Genomic DNA, 15,809 nt, shown 5'->3' on the forward strand with positions numbered 1-15,809 from the left:
CCGACGGGTCACCCCACATGCCCGCCGATCAGCCAGCCGAGCAGGTACGTCACCCCGGCCGCCGCCCCGCCCAGCACCAGCTGGCGCACCCCGCTGAACCACCAGCTGCGCGCCGTCACCCGGGCCACCACCGCGCCGCAGAAGAACAGCCCGGCCCCCGCCAGTACCAGTGCGGGCAGCAACGAGGTCGCCCCCAGCAGGTACGGCAGCAGCGGCAGCAGCGCGCCGAGCGCGAAGCACAGGAACGACGAGCCGGCCGCGACCAGCGGCGAGGGCAGGTCGGTCGGGTCGATGCCCAGCTCCTCGCGAGCGTGCACCTCCAGGGCAAGCTCCGGGTCGGCGGACAGCTGCCGGGCCACCTCGTGGGCCAGCTCCGGGTCCACCCCGCGCGAGACGTACAGCTGGGCCAGCTCGGCCAGCTCGCCGTGCGGGTTGCGGCTCAGCTCCAGCCGCTCGGCCTCGATCTCGGCCTGCACCAGCTCCCTCTGGGAGGCCACCGAGGTGTACTCCCCCGCCGCCATCGAGCAGGCGCCGGCCGCCAGGCCCGCCAGCCCGGTCAGGATCACCGTCCCGCTGGACGCGGCGCCGCCGACCACGCCGGTCATCAGGGCGAAGTTGGACACCAGCCCGTCCACCGCGCCGAACACGGCCGGGCGCAGCCAGCCCCCATTGACATCCCGATGGTGGTCGGCCGCGGGTATCCGGGGCTGGTGTCCGGCGTCGGCTCCCACAGTGATCGCGCTCATCGTCGTTCCCCTCCTGCTTCGGTTCGTCCGCCCTGACGGTAGCCCGCTGACCTGGGCATTTCCAGCAAAGTAAGGCTGTCCGAACACCACGGGGGCCACCCTTCGCAGCCTCGCGAAGGATGGCCCCAGCCGGGGGAAAGCCCCTGGTCAGATCGGGTTCCTGGCGTCCTCGCCAGTCGCCTTGGCGTCCGTCTCGGCAGCGGTCCCGGTGGCCGCCTTCCCGCCCTTGACGTCCTTCTTGCCGCTCATGACGTCGTTCTTGGCGTCGTTCCTGGCCTCCTCGACCGCCTCGTGCGCCGCCGGGTCGATGCTCGCCGGGTCCTCCCGGCCGGGCCGCTTCCTCCCGACGATCACGAAGTACGCCACCGCGCCGAGGAACACCGCGATGGACACCCAGTCGTTCAGCCGCAGGCCGAGGTAGACGTGCGCGTCGTCGATCCGCAGCGCCTCGATCCAGAACCGGCCGACCGTGTAGGCGGCCACGTACAGCGCGAACGCCCGGCCGTGGCCCAGCTTGAACCGGCGGTCCGCCCAGATGACCAGCAGCGCGACGCCGACGCACCAGAGCGACTCGTACAGGAAGGTCGGGTGGTAGACGCCCTTGACGACCTCGCCGTTGGACAGCGTCTTGTCGATCTCCAGGCCCCACGGCAGGGTGGTGGACCGGCCGTACAGCTCCTGGTTGAAGTAGTTGCCCCAACGGCCCATCGCCTGGGCGAGCGCGATGCCCGGCGCGATGGCGTCGGCATAGGCGGGCAGGGGGACGCCCCGGCGGCGGGCGCCGATCCAGGCGCCGACCGCACCCAGCGCGACCGCGCCCCAGATGCCGAGGCCGCCCTCCCAGATCTTGAAGGCGTCCCAGGGGTTCTTCCCCTCGGCGAAGTACAGTCGGCCACCGTCGGTGATCACGTGGTAGAGGCGTCCGCCGACCAGGCCGAACGGCACGGCCCACACGGCGATGTCGCCGACGGTGTGCTTGGCACCGCCCCGGGCGACCCAGCGCTTGCTACCGAGCCAGACGGCGACGACGACACCGAGGATGATGCAGAAGGCGTAGGCGCGCAGCGGAATCGGTCCGAGGTGCAGGACGCCCCGCGACGGGCTGGGAATGTAGGCGATATCCATGGCAGTTCCGACGCTACAGGGTCCGACGGCCCCGTCCGACACCCCCGGGGTCACAGAAACCGAACAACGGGACGGCGCCGCCCCCTCCGGACGGGGAGGGGGCGGCGCGGTGTGAAGGGCTCAGCCGGCCGCGGGCGAGGGGTTGTTCGCCTCCGAAGCGGCACTGGTCGGCGCCGGGGTCTGCCCGTGCGAGCCCGCCGTGCCGAGCTGCTTGCCCTGGTTCGCGGCGTCCACCCACGTCGCCAGGTTCGCCGGAGTGATCTCCTCGCCGCTGCCGTTCTTGGGGTAGATCGGCTCGCCGTTGAGCAGCACCGTCGGGGTGGACTTGAAGCTGGACTTGTCGAAGTCCTGCTGCACCGCGGAGACCCACCCGCCGAACTTGTTGTCCTTGACGCAGGCCTGGAACTCGGGGGTGTCCAGGCCGTTGACCTGCTTGGCCAGGTTCAGCAGCACGGCCTTGTCGCCGAAGGCGTCGTTGGTCTCGTCCGGCTGGTTGCGGTACAGCACGTCGTGGAAGTCCCGGAAGTGCCCGGCGTCCTGGGCGCAGCCCAGCGCGTTGGCGCCGGTCCTGGAGCCCCGGCCCGTCACCGCCCGGTCGATGAACGACACGATGTGGTGGTTGGTGTAGATCTTTCCGGCGTCTTCCAGCTGGTCGATGGTCGCGGCGAACTCGCGCTCGAAGGCGCCGCAGGCGGGGCAGCGCGGGTCCTCGTAGATGGTGAGCACGGAGGGCGCGTTGCCAGCGCCGACCGGGATGACGAGGTTCTTGTCGCCGATCGTCCCGGCCGGGGCGGCGACCGGGGTCTCCGGCTTGGAGCGCTGGTTCTGCACCACGACGCCGGCGATCACCGCGGCGGCGATCACCGCGAGCACGGAACCGCCCACGATCAGCTTCTTCTTGCGCCGGGAGGAGACCTCATCGGCCGCCCGCTGTTCCAGCATCCGCTCGCGGGCGGTGCGCTTGCCTTCTCGGTTCTTCTCGCTCATTGCCTTGACATCCACGGTCGGGGGGCCTTCGTCGGGAGCAGGGATGTGGGGGGTGCCGGGGGGATGGGGTGCCGGGGGCGTGGGGGTCAGTTCGCCAGCCGGCCGTCCGCCGACAGCCGGGTTCGAGGCCGCCAGATCAGCCACCCGGCCAGTAGCAGGAATCCGGTGTCGCGCAGGATCTCCTGGAGGTACGTCGTCTGGGACTCGTCGACGTGCCCGCCGCCGCCGAAGCAGCCGCAGTCGATCGAGATGCCGCGCGCCCAGGCGGAGGAGATCCCGGCGATGAAGACCAGCAGCAGCAGCGCGGAGAGGCCCGCCACCAGCCGGACGCCGAGGCCGATCAGCAGCAGCAGGGCGAGCGCCAGCTCCAGGAACGGCAGACCGTAGCCGATCGGCTTGACCAGGCCCTCGGGCAGGATCTCGTACGCCCGGACGGCCTGGGCGGCCTCCGCCGGATCGGCGACCTTGGCCAGCCCGGCCCACCCCCAGACCACCGCGAGGCCGAGCCGGGCGGCGGTGCCGAGCCACTCGGTCCAGGCGTGCGCCGGCCGCCTCGCCGCGGGCACGGGCGCAGGCGCGGAGTCACCGGACTGCGCGGCCATCAGGGAACCCCCCTCGGGAAACTCGTTCACTCCCTGAGGAACCGCGAGGGAGGAAGGGTGGTTCCTCCGGATTCAGGAATGAAGCCAGATGAGTGACGTTTCGTCCGAATATCCCGAACACCCGTACGTCGGCGACGCCCCGCCGACCACCGCGCCTCGAACAGTTCGGGAGACCTCCCGGCCCCGCCTCCCGGAAACGCCGGCGGCCCCCCGCTCCCGAAGGAGCGAGGGGCCGCCGGGCTCACCGCGTCAGTGCCGTCGGACGCCCGAGGCCAGCTCCCCGGCCAGGGCCCGGACGGCGTCCAGCGCCGCGGCCTCGTCGTCGCCCGCGGCGAGGATCCGCTTCACGAACGCCGATCCCACGATCACCCCGTCCGCGAACCGGGCGACCTCCGCCGCCTGCACCGCGTCCGAGACCCCGAGACCGACGCAGACCGGCAGGTCCGTCGTGGCCCGGGTCCGCGCGACCAGGTCCTCGGCCATCGACCCGACGGCCGAGCGCGTCCCGGTCACGCCCATCACCGCGGCCGCGTACACGAAGCCGCTGCCCGCCGCGGTGACCTCGGCAAGCCGGGCGTCCTTGCTGCTGGGGGCGACCACGAACACGGTGTCCAGCCCGTGCTCGTCCGCCGCCTTGCGCCACTCCTCGGACTCCTCCACCGGGAGGTCCGGCAGGATGCAGCCGGCCCCGCCGGCGGCCGCCAGGTCGGCGGCGAAGCGGGCCACCCCGTAGCGGTCGACCGGGTTCCAGTAGGTCATCACCAGCACGGCGGCCTCGGGGTGCGCGGTGGCGACCTCCTGGACGGTCCGCAGCACGTCCTTGATCCGCACCCCGCCGCGCAGCGCGATGTCGTCCGCGGTCTGGATGACCGCCCCGTCGAGCACCGGGTCGGAGTGCGGCAGGCCGACCTCGACCACGTCGCAGCCGCCCTCGATCAGCGCGTTGACCGCCCGGATGCCGCCGTCCACGGTCGGGAAACCGGCCGGGAGGTACCCGATCAGCGCGGCCCGGTCCTCGGCCTTGGCCGCCGCGAGGATGCCGCTCAGCTTGCCGGCACTCAGCTTGTCAGCCATGATCACTTACCCCCCTCGGCGGAGCTGTCGCCCGAGCCGGTCTTCTCGTCGTACAGCCCGAAGTACTCGGCCGCGGTGTGCATGTCCTTGTCCCCGCGCCCGGACAGCGAGACCAGGATGGTCGCCTCCGGCCCGAGCTCGCGGCCCAGCTCCAGCGCCCCGGCGAGCGCGTGGGCGCTCTCGATGGCCGGGATGATGCCCTCGGTGCGGGACAGCAGGCGCAGGGCCTGCATCGCGGCGTCGTCGGTGACCGGCCGGTACTCCGCCCGCCCGGTGTCCTTCAGCCAGGCGTGCTCCGGCCCGACGCCCGGGTAGTCCAGCCCGGCCGAGATCGAGTGCGACTCGATGGTCTGCCCGTCCTCGTCCTGGAGGACGTACGTCCGGGAGCCGTGCAGCACGCCCGGGTCGCCCTTGGTGAGGGTGGCCGCGTGCCTCGGGGTGTCGGCGCCCTCGCCGGCCGCCTCGCAGCCGATCAGCCGCACACCCGCGTCCGGGATGAACTCGTGGAAGATCCCCATCGCGTTGGAGCCGCCGCCCACGCAGGCCACGACCGCGTCGGGCAGCCGCCCGGTCCGGTCCAGCACCTGCCGGCGCGCCTCGACGCCGATGACCCGGTGGAAGTCGCGGACCATCATCGGGAACGGGTGCGGCCCGGCGACGGTGCCGAACAGGTAGTGGGTGGAGTCGACGTTGGCGACCCAGTCCCGGAACGCCTCGTTGATGGCGTCCTTCAGCGTCCGGCTGCCGGACTTGACGGCCACCACCTCGGCGCCGAGCATCCGCATCCGGGCGACGTTGAGCGCCTGGCGCTCGGTGTCGACCTCGCCCATGTAGATGGTGCAGTCGAAGCCGAACAGCGCGCAGGCGGTGGCGGTGGCCACGCCGTGCTGGCCGGCGCCGGTCTCGGCGATGATCCGGGTCTTGCCCATCCGCCTGGTGAGCAGCGCCTGGCCCAGCACGTTGTTGATCTTGTGCGACCCGGTGTGGTTGAGGTCCTCGCGCTTGAGCAGGACGCGCGCGCCGCCCGCCTCGGCGGAGAAGCGGTGCACATCGGTCAGCGGGCTCGGGCGCCCGGTGTAGTCCTTGAGCAGCGCGTCGAGCTCGGCGGCGAAGGCCGGGTCGGCCTTGGCCTTCTCGTACTCCTCGGCGACCTGCTCGACCGCGGCGACCAGCGCCTCCGGGATGAAGCGGCCGCCGTAGGCCCCGAAGTAGCCGCGCGCGTCCGGCACCTGGGCGCCGGGCAGGTAGTCCTTTTCGGACATGGTGTGGTTTCCCTTGACGAAGATGGACGACAACGACGTCTGATCAGCTGGTCCCGGCCGGATTCGGCCGGTTCAGCCGGACGTCGCGCGCCATCGCCGCCCCGGCACCTGTCCGGGCTCGCAGCCGATGACGTAGCGCACCCGACGCCCCAGCACCCGGCGTGCGGGAGCGCGGCAGCCGCGCGGGCGGCAACCGGGGGCGAGTCGGGTGGCGATCTTCATCGGCGGCGTCAGTCCTTGTGCCGGACGGCGGGGTGGGCCCCGGCCGCGACCAGGTCGGCGACCGCGGCACGCGGGTCCTTGCCGGTCACCAGGGTCTCGCCGACCAGCACCGCGTCGGCGCCGAGGTTGGCGTAGTTGATCACGTCCAGCGGGCCGCGCACACCGGACTCGGCGATCTTCACGATGCCGTCCGGGATCGTGTGGGCGACGTTCTCGAAGGTGTTGCGGTCCACTTCGAGCGTCTTGAGGTTGCGGGCGTTGACGCCGATGATCCGGGCGCCGGCGTCCACCGCGCGCTTGATCTCCTCCTCGTCGTGCGCCTCGACCAGCGGGGTGAGGCCGATCGACTCGGCGCGCTCGATCAGCGACACCAGGGCCGGCTGGTCGAGGGCCGCGACGATCAGCAGCGCGAGGTCGGCGCCGTGCGCGCGGGCCTCCCACAGCTGGTAGGCGGTGACGATGAAGTCCTTGCGCAGCAGCGGGGTGTCCACCGCTGCGCGGACGGCGTCCAGGTCGGCCAGCGACCCGCCGAAGCGGCGCTGCTCGGTCAGCACGCTGATCGCGGCGGCACCGCCGGCCGCGTAGTCGACCGCCAGGGCGGCCGGATCGGCGATCGAGGCCAGGGCGCCCTTGGACGGGCTGGAGCGCTTCACCTCGCAGATCACCCGGACCCCGTCGCCCTTGAGGGCGGCGACGCCGTCCTTGGCCTCCGGTGCCTTGGCGGCGAGCTCCTTGAGCTCGTCCAGGGAGACCCGGGCCTGCCGCTCGGCGAGGTCCTCGCGGACCCCTTCGATGATCGAGTCGAGCACACTCACTCAGGAGCCCCCATCTTTTCTGCCAGTCGGTCGGCGCGAGTCGGCGGGCAGCAGCCCACCGGCACTTCGATGGTATCGGCACCCGGCGACGCGGGGCGCATCGGTTCCGCCCCCGTCTCGCGGACCGGACGCCCGCCCCGACGGCCCCCAGCTGCGGATTCACCGGCTCCGGCAGCCCTTCGGCCGCCGTGGCGCCCGGCGGCGGGGCTCAGACCAGCGGCGGTGCCAGCCCCGCTCCGATCGGCGAGTTGCGCACCACCCAGAACACCAGCACCAGCAACGCGATCAGCGCCCAGCGCCGGCCCCCGACGGTGATCCTCGGCGGCGGTCCGCCGGTCAGCGCGGCCCAGCTCCAGCGCAGCCAGAGCACCATCAGCACCCCGGTCAGCAGCACGACGACGGCGTTGTCGTGCAGCGCCCCGGTGAGGTCCCCGCGGGTCAGCGCGTGGACGCAGCGCAGCCCCCCACAGCCGGGGCACCACCAGCCGGTGGCGGTCAGGAACGGGCAGTCGGGGTAGTGCCCGGGGACGTTCGGGTCCACCACGGCGACGTACGCGGTGGGGACGGCCACCGCCGCCAGCGCGGTCAGCGGCGGGCTCAGCCGGCGCAGCACGGGCGGCGGGGCGGAGGCGGTGGGGACGGCGTTCACGCCCCGATTCTGCCCGGGCCGGGCCCGGACACGACGAAACGGCGGGCGTGGCGCGCCCGCCGTTCCGATGTACGACAAACGTGTGGTGCGAAGAGCCCCGTCGTCAGGCGGCGGCGACGGCGACGCGGGCCTCGCGGGCCGCGAGCTGCTCCTCGACCGACTTGTAGACGTTCGTGCTGGGCTGCTTGCCCATGCCGGCCATCGACATGGCCTTGCCGACCACGCCGCCGAGCAGGATGACCGCCAGGCTGACCCAGACGAACAGCACCGACGGCAGGATCATCGCGACACCCGCCGCGGCGAAACCGACGAAGGAGATGACGACGCCGGTCCAGGCGGCGGTGGTGTGGCCGTGTGCTGCTGCTGCCATCGTGATGCTGCTCCTTGGCTCTCGGGGCCCGGCCGGGCCTGCGGGGCCGCCGGCGGGTTGACGGGTTCCATTGTGCCGGGCCACACAGCGGCGGCCCAAAGGGGGTGGCGGGTCTATCGCGTCACATGTGCCGTTCGGAACCGCTTCGTGACGGTTCGGGACCCTGCGGGGCCGTTCAGACGGCCGTGGGGTCCTCGCCGCGGTCCAGCGCCTTCCACAGGTCGCCCGGGGTGTCGGACTTCGCCGGGGCCTTGCGGGTCGGCGCCTCGTAGCGGCTGCCCATGGCCGGCCAGCCCCGGCCGTAGCGCAGGGTGAGCAGCCCGGCCAGGGCCAGCAGCACCCCGCCGACCAGCGCGACCCAGGGCCAGCCGGTGTGCGAGACCTCGGTGGCCGTCGAACCGGACAGCGCCAGCTTGCGGGCGGCCTCGGTGTCCAGCGCGGCGGTGTCGCCCGCCCCCGCGGCCGCGGCGACGGCCGCGCCGAGCCCGGCCAGCAGGGTCAGCGCGCCGACCGCCAGCCGGCCGACGCCGCGCACCGCGAACACCGCGACCGCGGCGGCGAGGCCCACCAGGGCCAGCCCACCGGGCAGTTCGGAGATCTTGCCGCCGGTGACGGACACGTCCAGGGTGCCGACCCGCCCCTCGGCCCAGGGCCGCCCGGCCGCGGTCAGCACCAACACGGCGCTGAGCACCGTCAGCAGCAGCATCACGCCGAGGGTGCGGCGGCTGGAGGTGGCGGGGGCGGAGGTCTGCTCAGCGGTCACCCGTCCACTATCCCCCGGCCGACGCCCGGGCCCGTACCCGGGGTGGCCGATGCGACGGGGAACTCGTCCGTGCGCAGCACCACCGTCCGGCCGCCGAGCGGAAGGAAGAGGTCGTTGCCGAACGGGACCCGCTCGGCCTCCCGGTACACCCCCTCGGGCGACGGCGCGGTGTGCACGGTGCAGACCGCCGCCATCGGATCGATCACCACGTACACCGGCACCCCGCCGTGCGCGTACGCCCTGGCCGCCCGCCCCAGGCCGGGCCGGGCCAGCTCCAGCACCGCCTCGACCCCGGCCGCGCCGAACCGGCCCCGCTCGCCCCGGACGGCGTCCCGGGCGAGCACGGTCAGGTCGGGGGCGAGGCCGTCGGGCGCCTCCGGGAAGTCGAGCGCCACCCCGGACAGCACCCGACCGTGGCCGGCCGGCTGCTCGCCGAGCTGTCCGGCGGCGCCGAGCACGACCTCCCAGCGCAGCTCGTCGTACGGCACCTCGGGCATCCCGGCGGCCTCCCTCGCACCTCAGGACAGTTCCGGCCTCCGCAGCGTATTGGCGGTGGCGACGGCCCGCAGCACGGCGGCCGCCTTGTTGCGGCACTCGGTGTCCTCGCCGTGCGGGTCGGAGTCGGCGACCACGCCCGCGCCGGCCTGCACGTACGCGGTGCCCCCGCGCAGCACCGCGGTGCGGATCGCGATCGCCGTGTCCGAGTCCCCGGCGAAGTCCAGGTAGCCGACGCAGCCGCCGTACAGGCCGCGGCGGGTCGGCTCCAGCTCCTCGATGATCCGCATCGCCCGCGGCTTGGGCGCGCCGGAGAGGGTGCCCGCCGGGAAGCAGGCCGTCAGCACGTCGAAGGCGGTCCGGCCCGGGGCGACCTTGCCGGTCACCGTCGACACGATGTGCATCACATGGCTGTAGCGCTCGATCTGCATGAAGTCGACCACCTCGACGCTGCCCGGCTCGCACACCCGGCCGAGGTCGTTGCGGCCGAGGTCCACCAGCATCAGGTGCTCGGCCCGCTCCTTGGGGTCGCCGAGCAGCTCGGCGGCCAGCTCCGCGTCCTCGTGCGGGGTGGCGCCGCGGTGCCGGGTGCCCGCGATCGGGTGCAGCATCGCCTCGCCGTCGGTGACCTTGACCAGCGCCTCCGGGCTGGAGCCGACCACGTCGAAGGCCCCCTCGGCGCCGCCGTCCGGCCCGGGGAAGCGGAACAGGTACATGTACGGGCTGGGGTTCGTGGTGCGCAGAACCCGATAGACGTCCAGCGCGGAGGCCGGGCAGGGCGCCTCGAAGCGCTGCGAGGGCACCACCTGGAAGGCCTCGCCCGCCCGGATCCGCTCCTTGACCACCTCCACGGCGGCGCGGTAGGGCTCGCCACCGAACGGCGAGTGCACCTCGCCGGGGCCGGCCGGAGTGAAGGTGGCCAGGCCCGGATCGACCGGCTTCGCCAGCTCGGCCTCCATCGCGTCCAGCCGGGCCACCGCGTCCGCCCAGGCCTCGTCCACACCGCTGGCCAGGTCGTTGTGGTTGACGGCGTTGGCGATCAGCAGCACCGTGCCGTCGACGTGGTCGAGCACCGCGAGGTCGGTGGCGAGCAGCAGGGTCAGCTCGGGCAGGCCCAGGTCGTCCGGGTTGAGGTCGGGCAGCTTCTCCAGCCGACGGACGATGTCATAGCCGAGGTAGCCGACCAGGCCGCCGGTGAGCGGCGGCAGCCCGTCGTCCTCCCGGCGCGGGGTGTGCAGCGCCTGGAGGGCGGCGCGCAGCACCTCCAGCGGGTCGCCCTCGGTGGGGATGCCGACCGGCGGGGTGCCGAGCCAGCGGGCCCCGCCGTCCGGCCCGACGGTGAGCGCGGCGGCACTGCGCACCCCGACGAAGGAGTAGCGCGACCAGCTGCGGCCCTGCTCGGCGGACTCCAGCAGGAAGGTGCCGGGCCGCTCCTCGGCGAGGCTGCGGTAGAGGCCGATCGGGGTGAGGCCGTCCGCGAGGAGCCTGCGGGTGACCGGGATGACCCGGGTGTCGACGGCGAGCTTGCGGAAGGCTTCGAGATCCATGACGGGCGGCACCTTCTGGAGTTGTGGACGGGGGTCTTGTGAGTCAGGCGAGCGGAAGCACATCGGCGTCGAAGCAGGTGCGGTCCCCGGTGTGGCAGGCCGCGCCCGTCTGGTCGACCTTGACCAGCAGGGTGTCACCGTCGCAGTCCAGGGCCACCGACTTGACCGCCTGGGCGTGCCCCGAGGTGTCCCCCTTCACCCAGTACTCCCGCCGACTGCGGCTCCAGTACGTGCAGCGCCCGGTGCTGAGCGTGCGGTGCAGCGCCTCGTCGTCCATCCAGCCGAGCATCAGCACCTCACCGGTGTCGTACTGCTGGGCGATGGCCGGGATCAGCCCGTCCTCGGTGCGCTTGAGCCGCGCGGCGATCTCGGGTGCGAGGGCAGTGGTGCCGGGAGCGGCGGGTGTGGTGGACATGGCCCCATTGTGTCAGCCCGCCCCACCGCCCCGACGGGACCTTCCGGCGCCCGGGCCTCACCGTACGGGGCGATTTCGGCCAACCGCCTGCCGGGCGGGAGCCCGGTGGGCCATTCTCATGGCCATGACCTCCGAGCAGCCGCCCGCAGCCGCCGCCTCCCGTCCGTCCCGCGGCCTGGTCCTCACCGTCGCCGCCGTGCTGGTCGTCCTGCTCGCGGTGGTGGCCACCGCGGTGCTGTGGCCGGACGACGAGAAGCCGGTCGCCGCGCCGCCCCCGCCCACCCCCACGGCCACCCCGACTCCGACCCCCACGCCGACGCCCACCCCGACCAAGCCGCAGCCGCCGTACGCCTTCTTCCCGGTCGGCGCCTGCTTCGACCACCCGCAGCTGAGCCCGGTGATCACCAAGGCCGAGGAACGCCCCTGCGCCGGCGAGCACGACGGCGAGGTGATCGCCGATCTCAAGCTGGCCGACGGCCTGACCGGCGAGATCCAGGTCTCGCTGGCCATGCGGGACGGCTGCAAGGAGGCCGAGGCCGCCGCCAAGGCCCGTCAGGCCGACGGGAAGGCCTACTACGGCCGCCAGTTCGGCCCGGCGATGGTCAACTACCAGCAGGGCTGGCGGGACTACACCTGCACCCTGACCGGCAGCAACAAGCAGGGCGGTGCCAAGCTCACCGGAAACCTCCACCCGTAGCCCTCCGGCCCCTCACCGGCCCGTACAACCGATCGAGTGCCTTCGCCTCGGCGTTCGAAGGACACCATCCGCGAGCCTCAGCCGCCCGGCTCCACGGCCCCGGAGACTTCGAACGCTCAATTCGTGTCCGCTTGGTGAGAGGACTGAGGTGAAGTCCAGTCAGAACCGGGTGACCGCCGTCACCTGGAGACGCAAACTCGCCAGGGCGATGACCACCGCCCTGGCCTTGACACTCGTGCCCTTCGGGTTGTCACTCGTCGAACCGTCGACCGCGCAGGCGGCCGGTCTTCCGGGCGGTCTCGGGCCGTGCCTGGGCGCGGACTGTCCGGCGACGTTCCCGCCGGTCAACAGCGGCCCCTTCGCGGGCCGTGACGCCGGGGTGAACATCTTCGTCGGCGGCGACTACGACGTCAGGGAGTCGGCCGCGGAGGCCGAGGGCCACGTGGTGACCCTCGGCAGCTTCGACGTGGCCAAGGCCGCCGGAGCCAGCTCCGTCTTCAACATCGGCATCGTCGGCGGCGGCTCACGGGTCCCCCCGCCGGACGGCGCCGACTTCCTCACCACCGGCGGGAACGTCACCGTGGCCCCGGGAGAGACGCTCCTGGCCGAAGGCGGCGTTGTCCGCCACGCGGGCGCGGTCACGGGCGACATCGCCGGAACGGTGATCCAGGACCCGCAGGCCGTGGCCGCCTACCAGCCGCTGCGCGGCGAGCTCCAGGCGGCAAGCCAGTGCTACGCCGGGCCCACCCCGCCCCGCCCCGCCACCGGAACCGCCGTCAACCAGGGGTACCAGACCCTGTTCACCGGTGACGGCACCTCCGCGCTCCAGGTCTTCAACGTCGACTTCGACATCGTCGGCAACGGCACCGGCCAGCAGGGCATCGTCTTCCAAGGCATCCCCTCGAACGCGACGGTGCTGGTCAATCTCCTGGGCGACGCCCGCGTCATCAACACCTACAGCGGCAGCCTTGAGGACACCGACCCCTGGAACCAGCTGCGCGAGCGCCTGCTGTGGAACTTCCCCACCGCGACGACGGTCAGCCTCATCGGATCGGGGCAGTTCCAGGGCAGCGTGCTGGTGGGCAACCCGGCCAGCACCGCCACCATGGGCATGCCCGGCTTCAACGGGCGGTTCTTCACCACCGGCTCCCTGGTGCAGAACTCCGGCGGCGGGATGACCGGTTCCGAGTTCCACGCCTACCCGTTCGACGGTGACCTCCCGGACTGCGGCGCCGCCCCGGCCACCGCTTCGACCAGCGTGCTGAAGGTCGACTCCGCGACGGACCAGCCGCTGGCCGGCGCGACCTTCCAGCTGTGGCGGGAGACCAACGACATCCCCGGTCTCCAAACCAACGGCACCAACCCGGACACCAAGGTGGGCGCGCCCTGCACCACCGGGGCGAACGGCCTCTGCACCGAGGGCGGCCTCCCGCTGGGCACCTACTACTGGCAGGAGACCGAGGCTCCCCCCGGCTACGAGCTGCCGCAGCCCGCGGTGACGACCGTGGTCCTCGACACCAACGGGCAGACCGTCCAGGTGACCGTGCCCGACGCCAGGAGCCCGATCGTCGAGGTCGGGTCCACCAGCGTCACCAAGGTCGACTCGGCGACCCACCAGCCACTGGCCGGGGCCGTGTTCCAGCTGTGGCACGAGACCAACGGCGTCCCCGGCCTCCAGACCACCGGCGCCAACCCCGACACCCCGGTCGGCTCGCCCTGCGTCACCCCCGCCAACGGCGTCTGCTCCGCCAGTGACCTGCCGCTGGGCACGTACTACTGGCAGGAGACCGCGGCTCCCCCCGGCTACGACCTGCCCGACCTCAACGTGACCACCGTCGAACTGGACGCCAACGGGCAGAACGTCGCGGTCACCGTCGAGGACACCATGGCCATCGCCCCGACGGCCTCCACCACCGTCACCAAGGTCGACTCGGCGACCCACCAGCCACTGGCCGGGGCCGTGTTCCAGCTGTGGCACGAGACCAACGGCGTCCCCGGCCTCCAGACCACCGGCGCCAACCCCGACACCCCGGTCGGCTCGCCGTGCGTCACCCCCGCCGACGGCGTCTGCTCGGCGGACGGCCTGCCGCTCGGCACCTACTACTGGCAGGAGGTTTCCGCACCCGACGGTTACGAGCTGCCCGGCCTCAACGTGACCACCGTCGAACTGGACGCCAACGGGCAGAACGTCGCGGTCACCGTCGAGGACACCATGGCCATCGCCCCGACCGGCTCGACCAGCGTGACGAAGGTCGACGCCGTCACCGGCCAGCCGCTGGCGGGCGCGACCTTCCAGCTCTGGAACGAGACCAACGGCGTCCCCGGCCTCCAGACCACCGGCGCCAACCCCGACACCCCGGTCGGCTCGCCGTGCATCACCCCGGCCGACGGCGTCTGCTCGGCCTCCGGGCTCCCGCTGGGCACCTACTACTGGCAGGAGACCGCGGCTCCCCCCGGCTACGACCTCCCCACGCAACCCGTGACAACGGTCGTCATCGACATCAACGGTCAGCACATCCCGGTCACCGTCGAGGACAGCAGGACCGTCGTCCCGACCGGCTCGACCAACGTCACCAAGGTCGACGCCGTCACCGGCCAGCCGCTGGCCGGGGCCGTGTTCCAGCTCTGGCACGAGACCAATGGCATCCCCGGCCTCCAGACCACCGGCGCCAACCCCGACACCCCGGTCGGCTCGCCCTGCGTCACCCCCGCCAACGGCGTCTGCTCGGCCTCCGGGCTCCCGCTCGGCACGTACTACTGGCAGGAGACCGTTCCTCCCCCCGGCTACGACCTGCCCACACAACCCGTGACCACCGTCGTCCTCGACACCAACGGCCAGAACGTCCCCGTCACCGTCCAGGACAGCAAGAGCGTCGTTCCGGCCGGCTCGACCAGTGTGCTGAAGGTCGACTCCGTCACCTCGCAACCGCTGGCCGGTGCCACCTTCCAGCTCTGGCACGAGACCAACGGCATCCCCGGCCTCCAGACCACCGGGACGAACCCGGACACCCAGGTCGGCTCGCCGTGCATCACTCCCGACACGGGCGTCTGCTCGGCCAGTGATCTGCCGCTGGGCACGTACTACTGGCAGGAAACCGCAGCCCCTCCCGGCTACGACCCGCCCACACAACCCGTGACCACCGTCGTCCTCGACACCAACGGCCAGAACGTCCCCGTCACCGTCGAAGACATCAAGACCGTCGCCCCGACCGGCTCCACCAGCGTGACCAAGGTCGACTCGACGACCCACCAGCCCCTGGCCGGCGCCACCTTCCAGCTCTGGCACGAGACCAACGGCATCCCCGGCCTCCAGACCAACGGCATCAACCCCGACACCACGATCGGCACCCCCTGCACCACCCCCACCAACGGCACCTGCTCCGCCAACAACCTGCCACTGGGCACCTACTACTGGCAGGAAACCGCAGCTCCCCCCGGCTACGACCTGCCCACACAACCCGTGACCACCGTCGTCCTCGACACCAACGGCCAGAACGTCCCCGTCACCGTCCAGGACACCAGGACCGCCACCAACCCCGGCTCCACCAGCGTCACCAAGGTCGACTCGGAGACCTGGCAGCCGTTGGCCGGTGCCGTCTTCCAGCTGTGGCGGGAGACCAACGGCATCCCCGGCCTCCAGACCACCGGCACCAACCCGGACACCAAGGTGGGCGCGCCCTGCACCACCGGGACCGACGGCGTCTGCTCCGCGAGCAACCTGCCGTTGGGCACGTACTACTGGCAGGAGGTCTCGGCGCCGGACGGCTACGACCTGCCGCAGTCCCCGGTGACCAAGGTCGAGCTGACCAAGGACTGCCCGTGCGTGGCGATCACGGTCGAGGACAGCAAGAAGTGCCCGCCCGAGCCCTGCCCGCCCGAGCCGTGCCCGCCGAACCCGTGCGACCCGGCGAACCAGGAGTGGCGTACTCACGAGGAGCGCATCTGAAGAACCGCTACAGCACGGGCGGCTGACCGCCTGATGTGACGGACTGGCCGGAGGAGCCGACGGACGGCTCCTCCGGCCGGCCGCGTTTCCCGCC

At 72.6% G+C, this 15,809-nt stretch carries 16 protein-coding genes; 2 read left to right on the forward strand and 14 right to left on the reverse strand.

All coding sequences use genetic code 11. The features are described 5' to 3' along the window. Window positions 1-8: 8 nt before the first annotated feature. From QWJ13_RS04755 to hisI, 14 genes are all read right to left on the reverse strand, one after another. Window positions 9-746: a VIT1/CCC1 transporter family protein gene (locus QWJ13_RS04755; RefSeq protein WP_316520682.1), complete on the reverse strand. Its 738-nt coding sequence runs from the start codon at window positions 744-746 to the stop codon at window positions 9-11. A gap of 147 nt (window positions 747-893) precedes the next feature. Next, window positions 894-1,871 (reverse strand): prolipoprotein diacylglyceryl transferase, encoded by a 978-nt coding sequence (gene lgt, locus QWJ13_RS04760; protein WP_316520683.1) that lies wholly within the window; start codon window positions 1,869-1,871, stop codon window positions 894-896. 120 nt (window positions 1,872-1,991) lie between these two features. Next, complete coding sequence (locus QWJ13_RS04765) at window positions 1,992-2,858, reverse strand: DsbA family protein (protein ID WP_316520685.1); 867 nt, start codon at window positions 2,856-2,858, stop codon at window positions 1,992-1,994. Window positions 2,859-2,944: 86 nt separating this feature from the next. Continuing rightward, window positions 2,945-3,460: a MauE/DoxX family redox-associated membrane protein gene (locus QWJ13_RS04770; RefSeq protein ID WP_316520686.1), complete on the reverse strand. Its 516-nt coding sequence runs from the start codon at window positions 3,458-3,460 to the stop codon at window positions 2,945-2,947. Between the two features lie 249 nt (window positions 3,461-3,709). Further along, the gene (gene trpA / locus QWJ13_RS04775; RefSeq protein WP_316520688.1) at window positions 3,710-4,534 is read right to left on the reverse strand and encodes a tryptophan synthase subunit alpha; all 825 of its coding nucleotides are present in this window, start codon (window positions 4,532-4,534) and stop codon (window positions 3,710-3,712) included. Window positions 4,535-4,536: 2 nt separating this feature from the next. Beyond that, entirely contained in the window at window positions 4,537-5,796 is a 1,260-nt protein-coding gene (trpB, locus tag QWJ13_RS04780) for a tryptophan synthase subunit beta (RefSeq protein ID WP_316520690.1), read from the reverse strand. 72 nt (window positions 5,797-5,868) lie between these two features. Continuing rightward, the gene (gene trpM / locus QWJ13_RS34315; protein WP_350543990.1) at window positions 5,869-6,018 is read right to left on the reverse strand and encodes a tryptophan biosynthesis modulator TrpM; all 150 of its coding nucleotides are present in this window, start codon (window positions 6,016-6,018) and stop codon (window positions 5,869-5,871) included. Window positions 6,019-6,026: 8 nt separating this feature from the next. Further along, complete coding sequence (gene trpC, locus QWJ13_RS04785; protein WP_316520691.1) at window positions 6,027-6,833, reverse strand: indole-3-glycerol phosphate synthase TrpC; 807 nt, start codon at window positions 6,831-6,833, stop codon at window positions 6,027-6,029. A 208-nt stretch (window positions 6,834-7,041) separates the two neighbouring features. Continuing rightward, complete coding sequence (locus tag QWJ13_RS04790) at window positions 7,042-7,482, reverse strand: DUF2752 domain-containing protein (protein WP_316520692.1); 441 nt, start codon at window positions 7,480-7,482, stop codon at window positions 7,042-7,044. Between the two features lie 103 nt (window positions 7,483-7,585). After that, a complete protein-coding gene (locus QWJ13_RS04795; RefSeq protein WP_316520694.1) occupies window positions 7,586-7,852 on the reverse strand; it encodes an HGxxPAAW family protein in 267 nt (88 codons plus the stop codon). A gap of 175 nt (window positions 7,853-8,027) precedes the next feature. Then, window positions 8,028-8,615: a TIGR02234 family membrane protein gene (locus QWJ13_RS04800; protein WP_316520695.1), complete on the reverse strand. Its 588-nt coding sequence runs from the start codon at window positions 8,613-8,615 to the stop codon at window positions 8,028-8,030. After that, entirely contained in the window at window positions 8,612-9,112 is a 501-nt protein-coding gene (locus QWJ13_RS04805) for a Uma2 family endonuclease (RefSeq protein ID WP_316520697.1), read from the reverse strand. The genes QWJ13_RS04800 and QWJ13_RS04805 overlap by 4 nt, the downstream gene beginning before the upstream one ends. 21 nt (window positions 9,113-9,133) lie before the next feature. Then, complete coding sequence (locus QWJ13_RS04810) at window positions 9,134-10,657, reverse strand: anthranilate synthase component I (protein WP_316520698.1); 1,524 nt, start codon at window positions 10,655-10,657, stop codon at window positions 9,134-9,136. A gap of 43 nt (window positions 10,658-10,700) precedes the next feature. Beyond that, window positions 10,701-11,072: a phosphoribosyl-AMP cyclohydrolase gene (hisI, locus tag QWJ13_RS04815; RefSeq protein ID WP_316520699.1), complete on the reverse strand. Its 372-nt coding sequence runs from the start codon at window positions 11,070-11,072 to the stop codon at window positions 10,701-10,703. Window positions 11,073-11,196: 124 nt separating this feature from the next. Here hisI and QWJ13_RS04820 point away from each other — a divergent pair, with 124 nt between their 5' ends. Together QWJ13_RS04820 and QWJ13_RS04825 are read left to right on the forward strand one after the other, a co-directional pair. Next, window positions 11,197-11,769: a hypothetical protein gene (locus tag QWJ13_RS04820; RefSeq protein WP_316520700.1), complete on the forward strand. Its 573-nt coding sequence runs from the start codon at window positions 11,197-11,199 to the stop codon at window positions 11,767-11,769. A 148-nt stretch (window positions 11,770-11,917) separates the two neighbouring features. Next, the gene (locus tag QWJ13_RS04825) at window positions 11,918-15,715 is read left to right on the forward strand and encodes a SpaA isopeptide-forming pilin-related protein (protein ID WP_316520702.1); all 3,798 of its coding nucleotides are present in this window, start codon (window positions 11,918-11,920) and stop codon (window positions 15,713-15,715) included. The last annotated feature ends 94 nt before the right edge of the window (window positions 15,716-15,809 follow it).

The organism is Kitasatospora brasiliensis (assembly GCF_032654805.1).
Classification (GTDB): domain Bacteria; phylum Actinomycetota; class Actinomycetes; order Streptomycetales; family Streptomycetaceae; genus Kitasatospora; species Kitasatospora brasiliensis.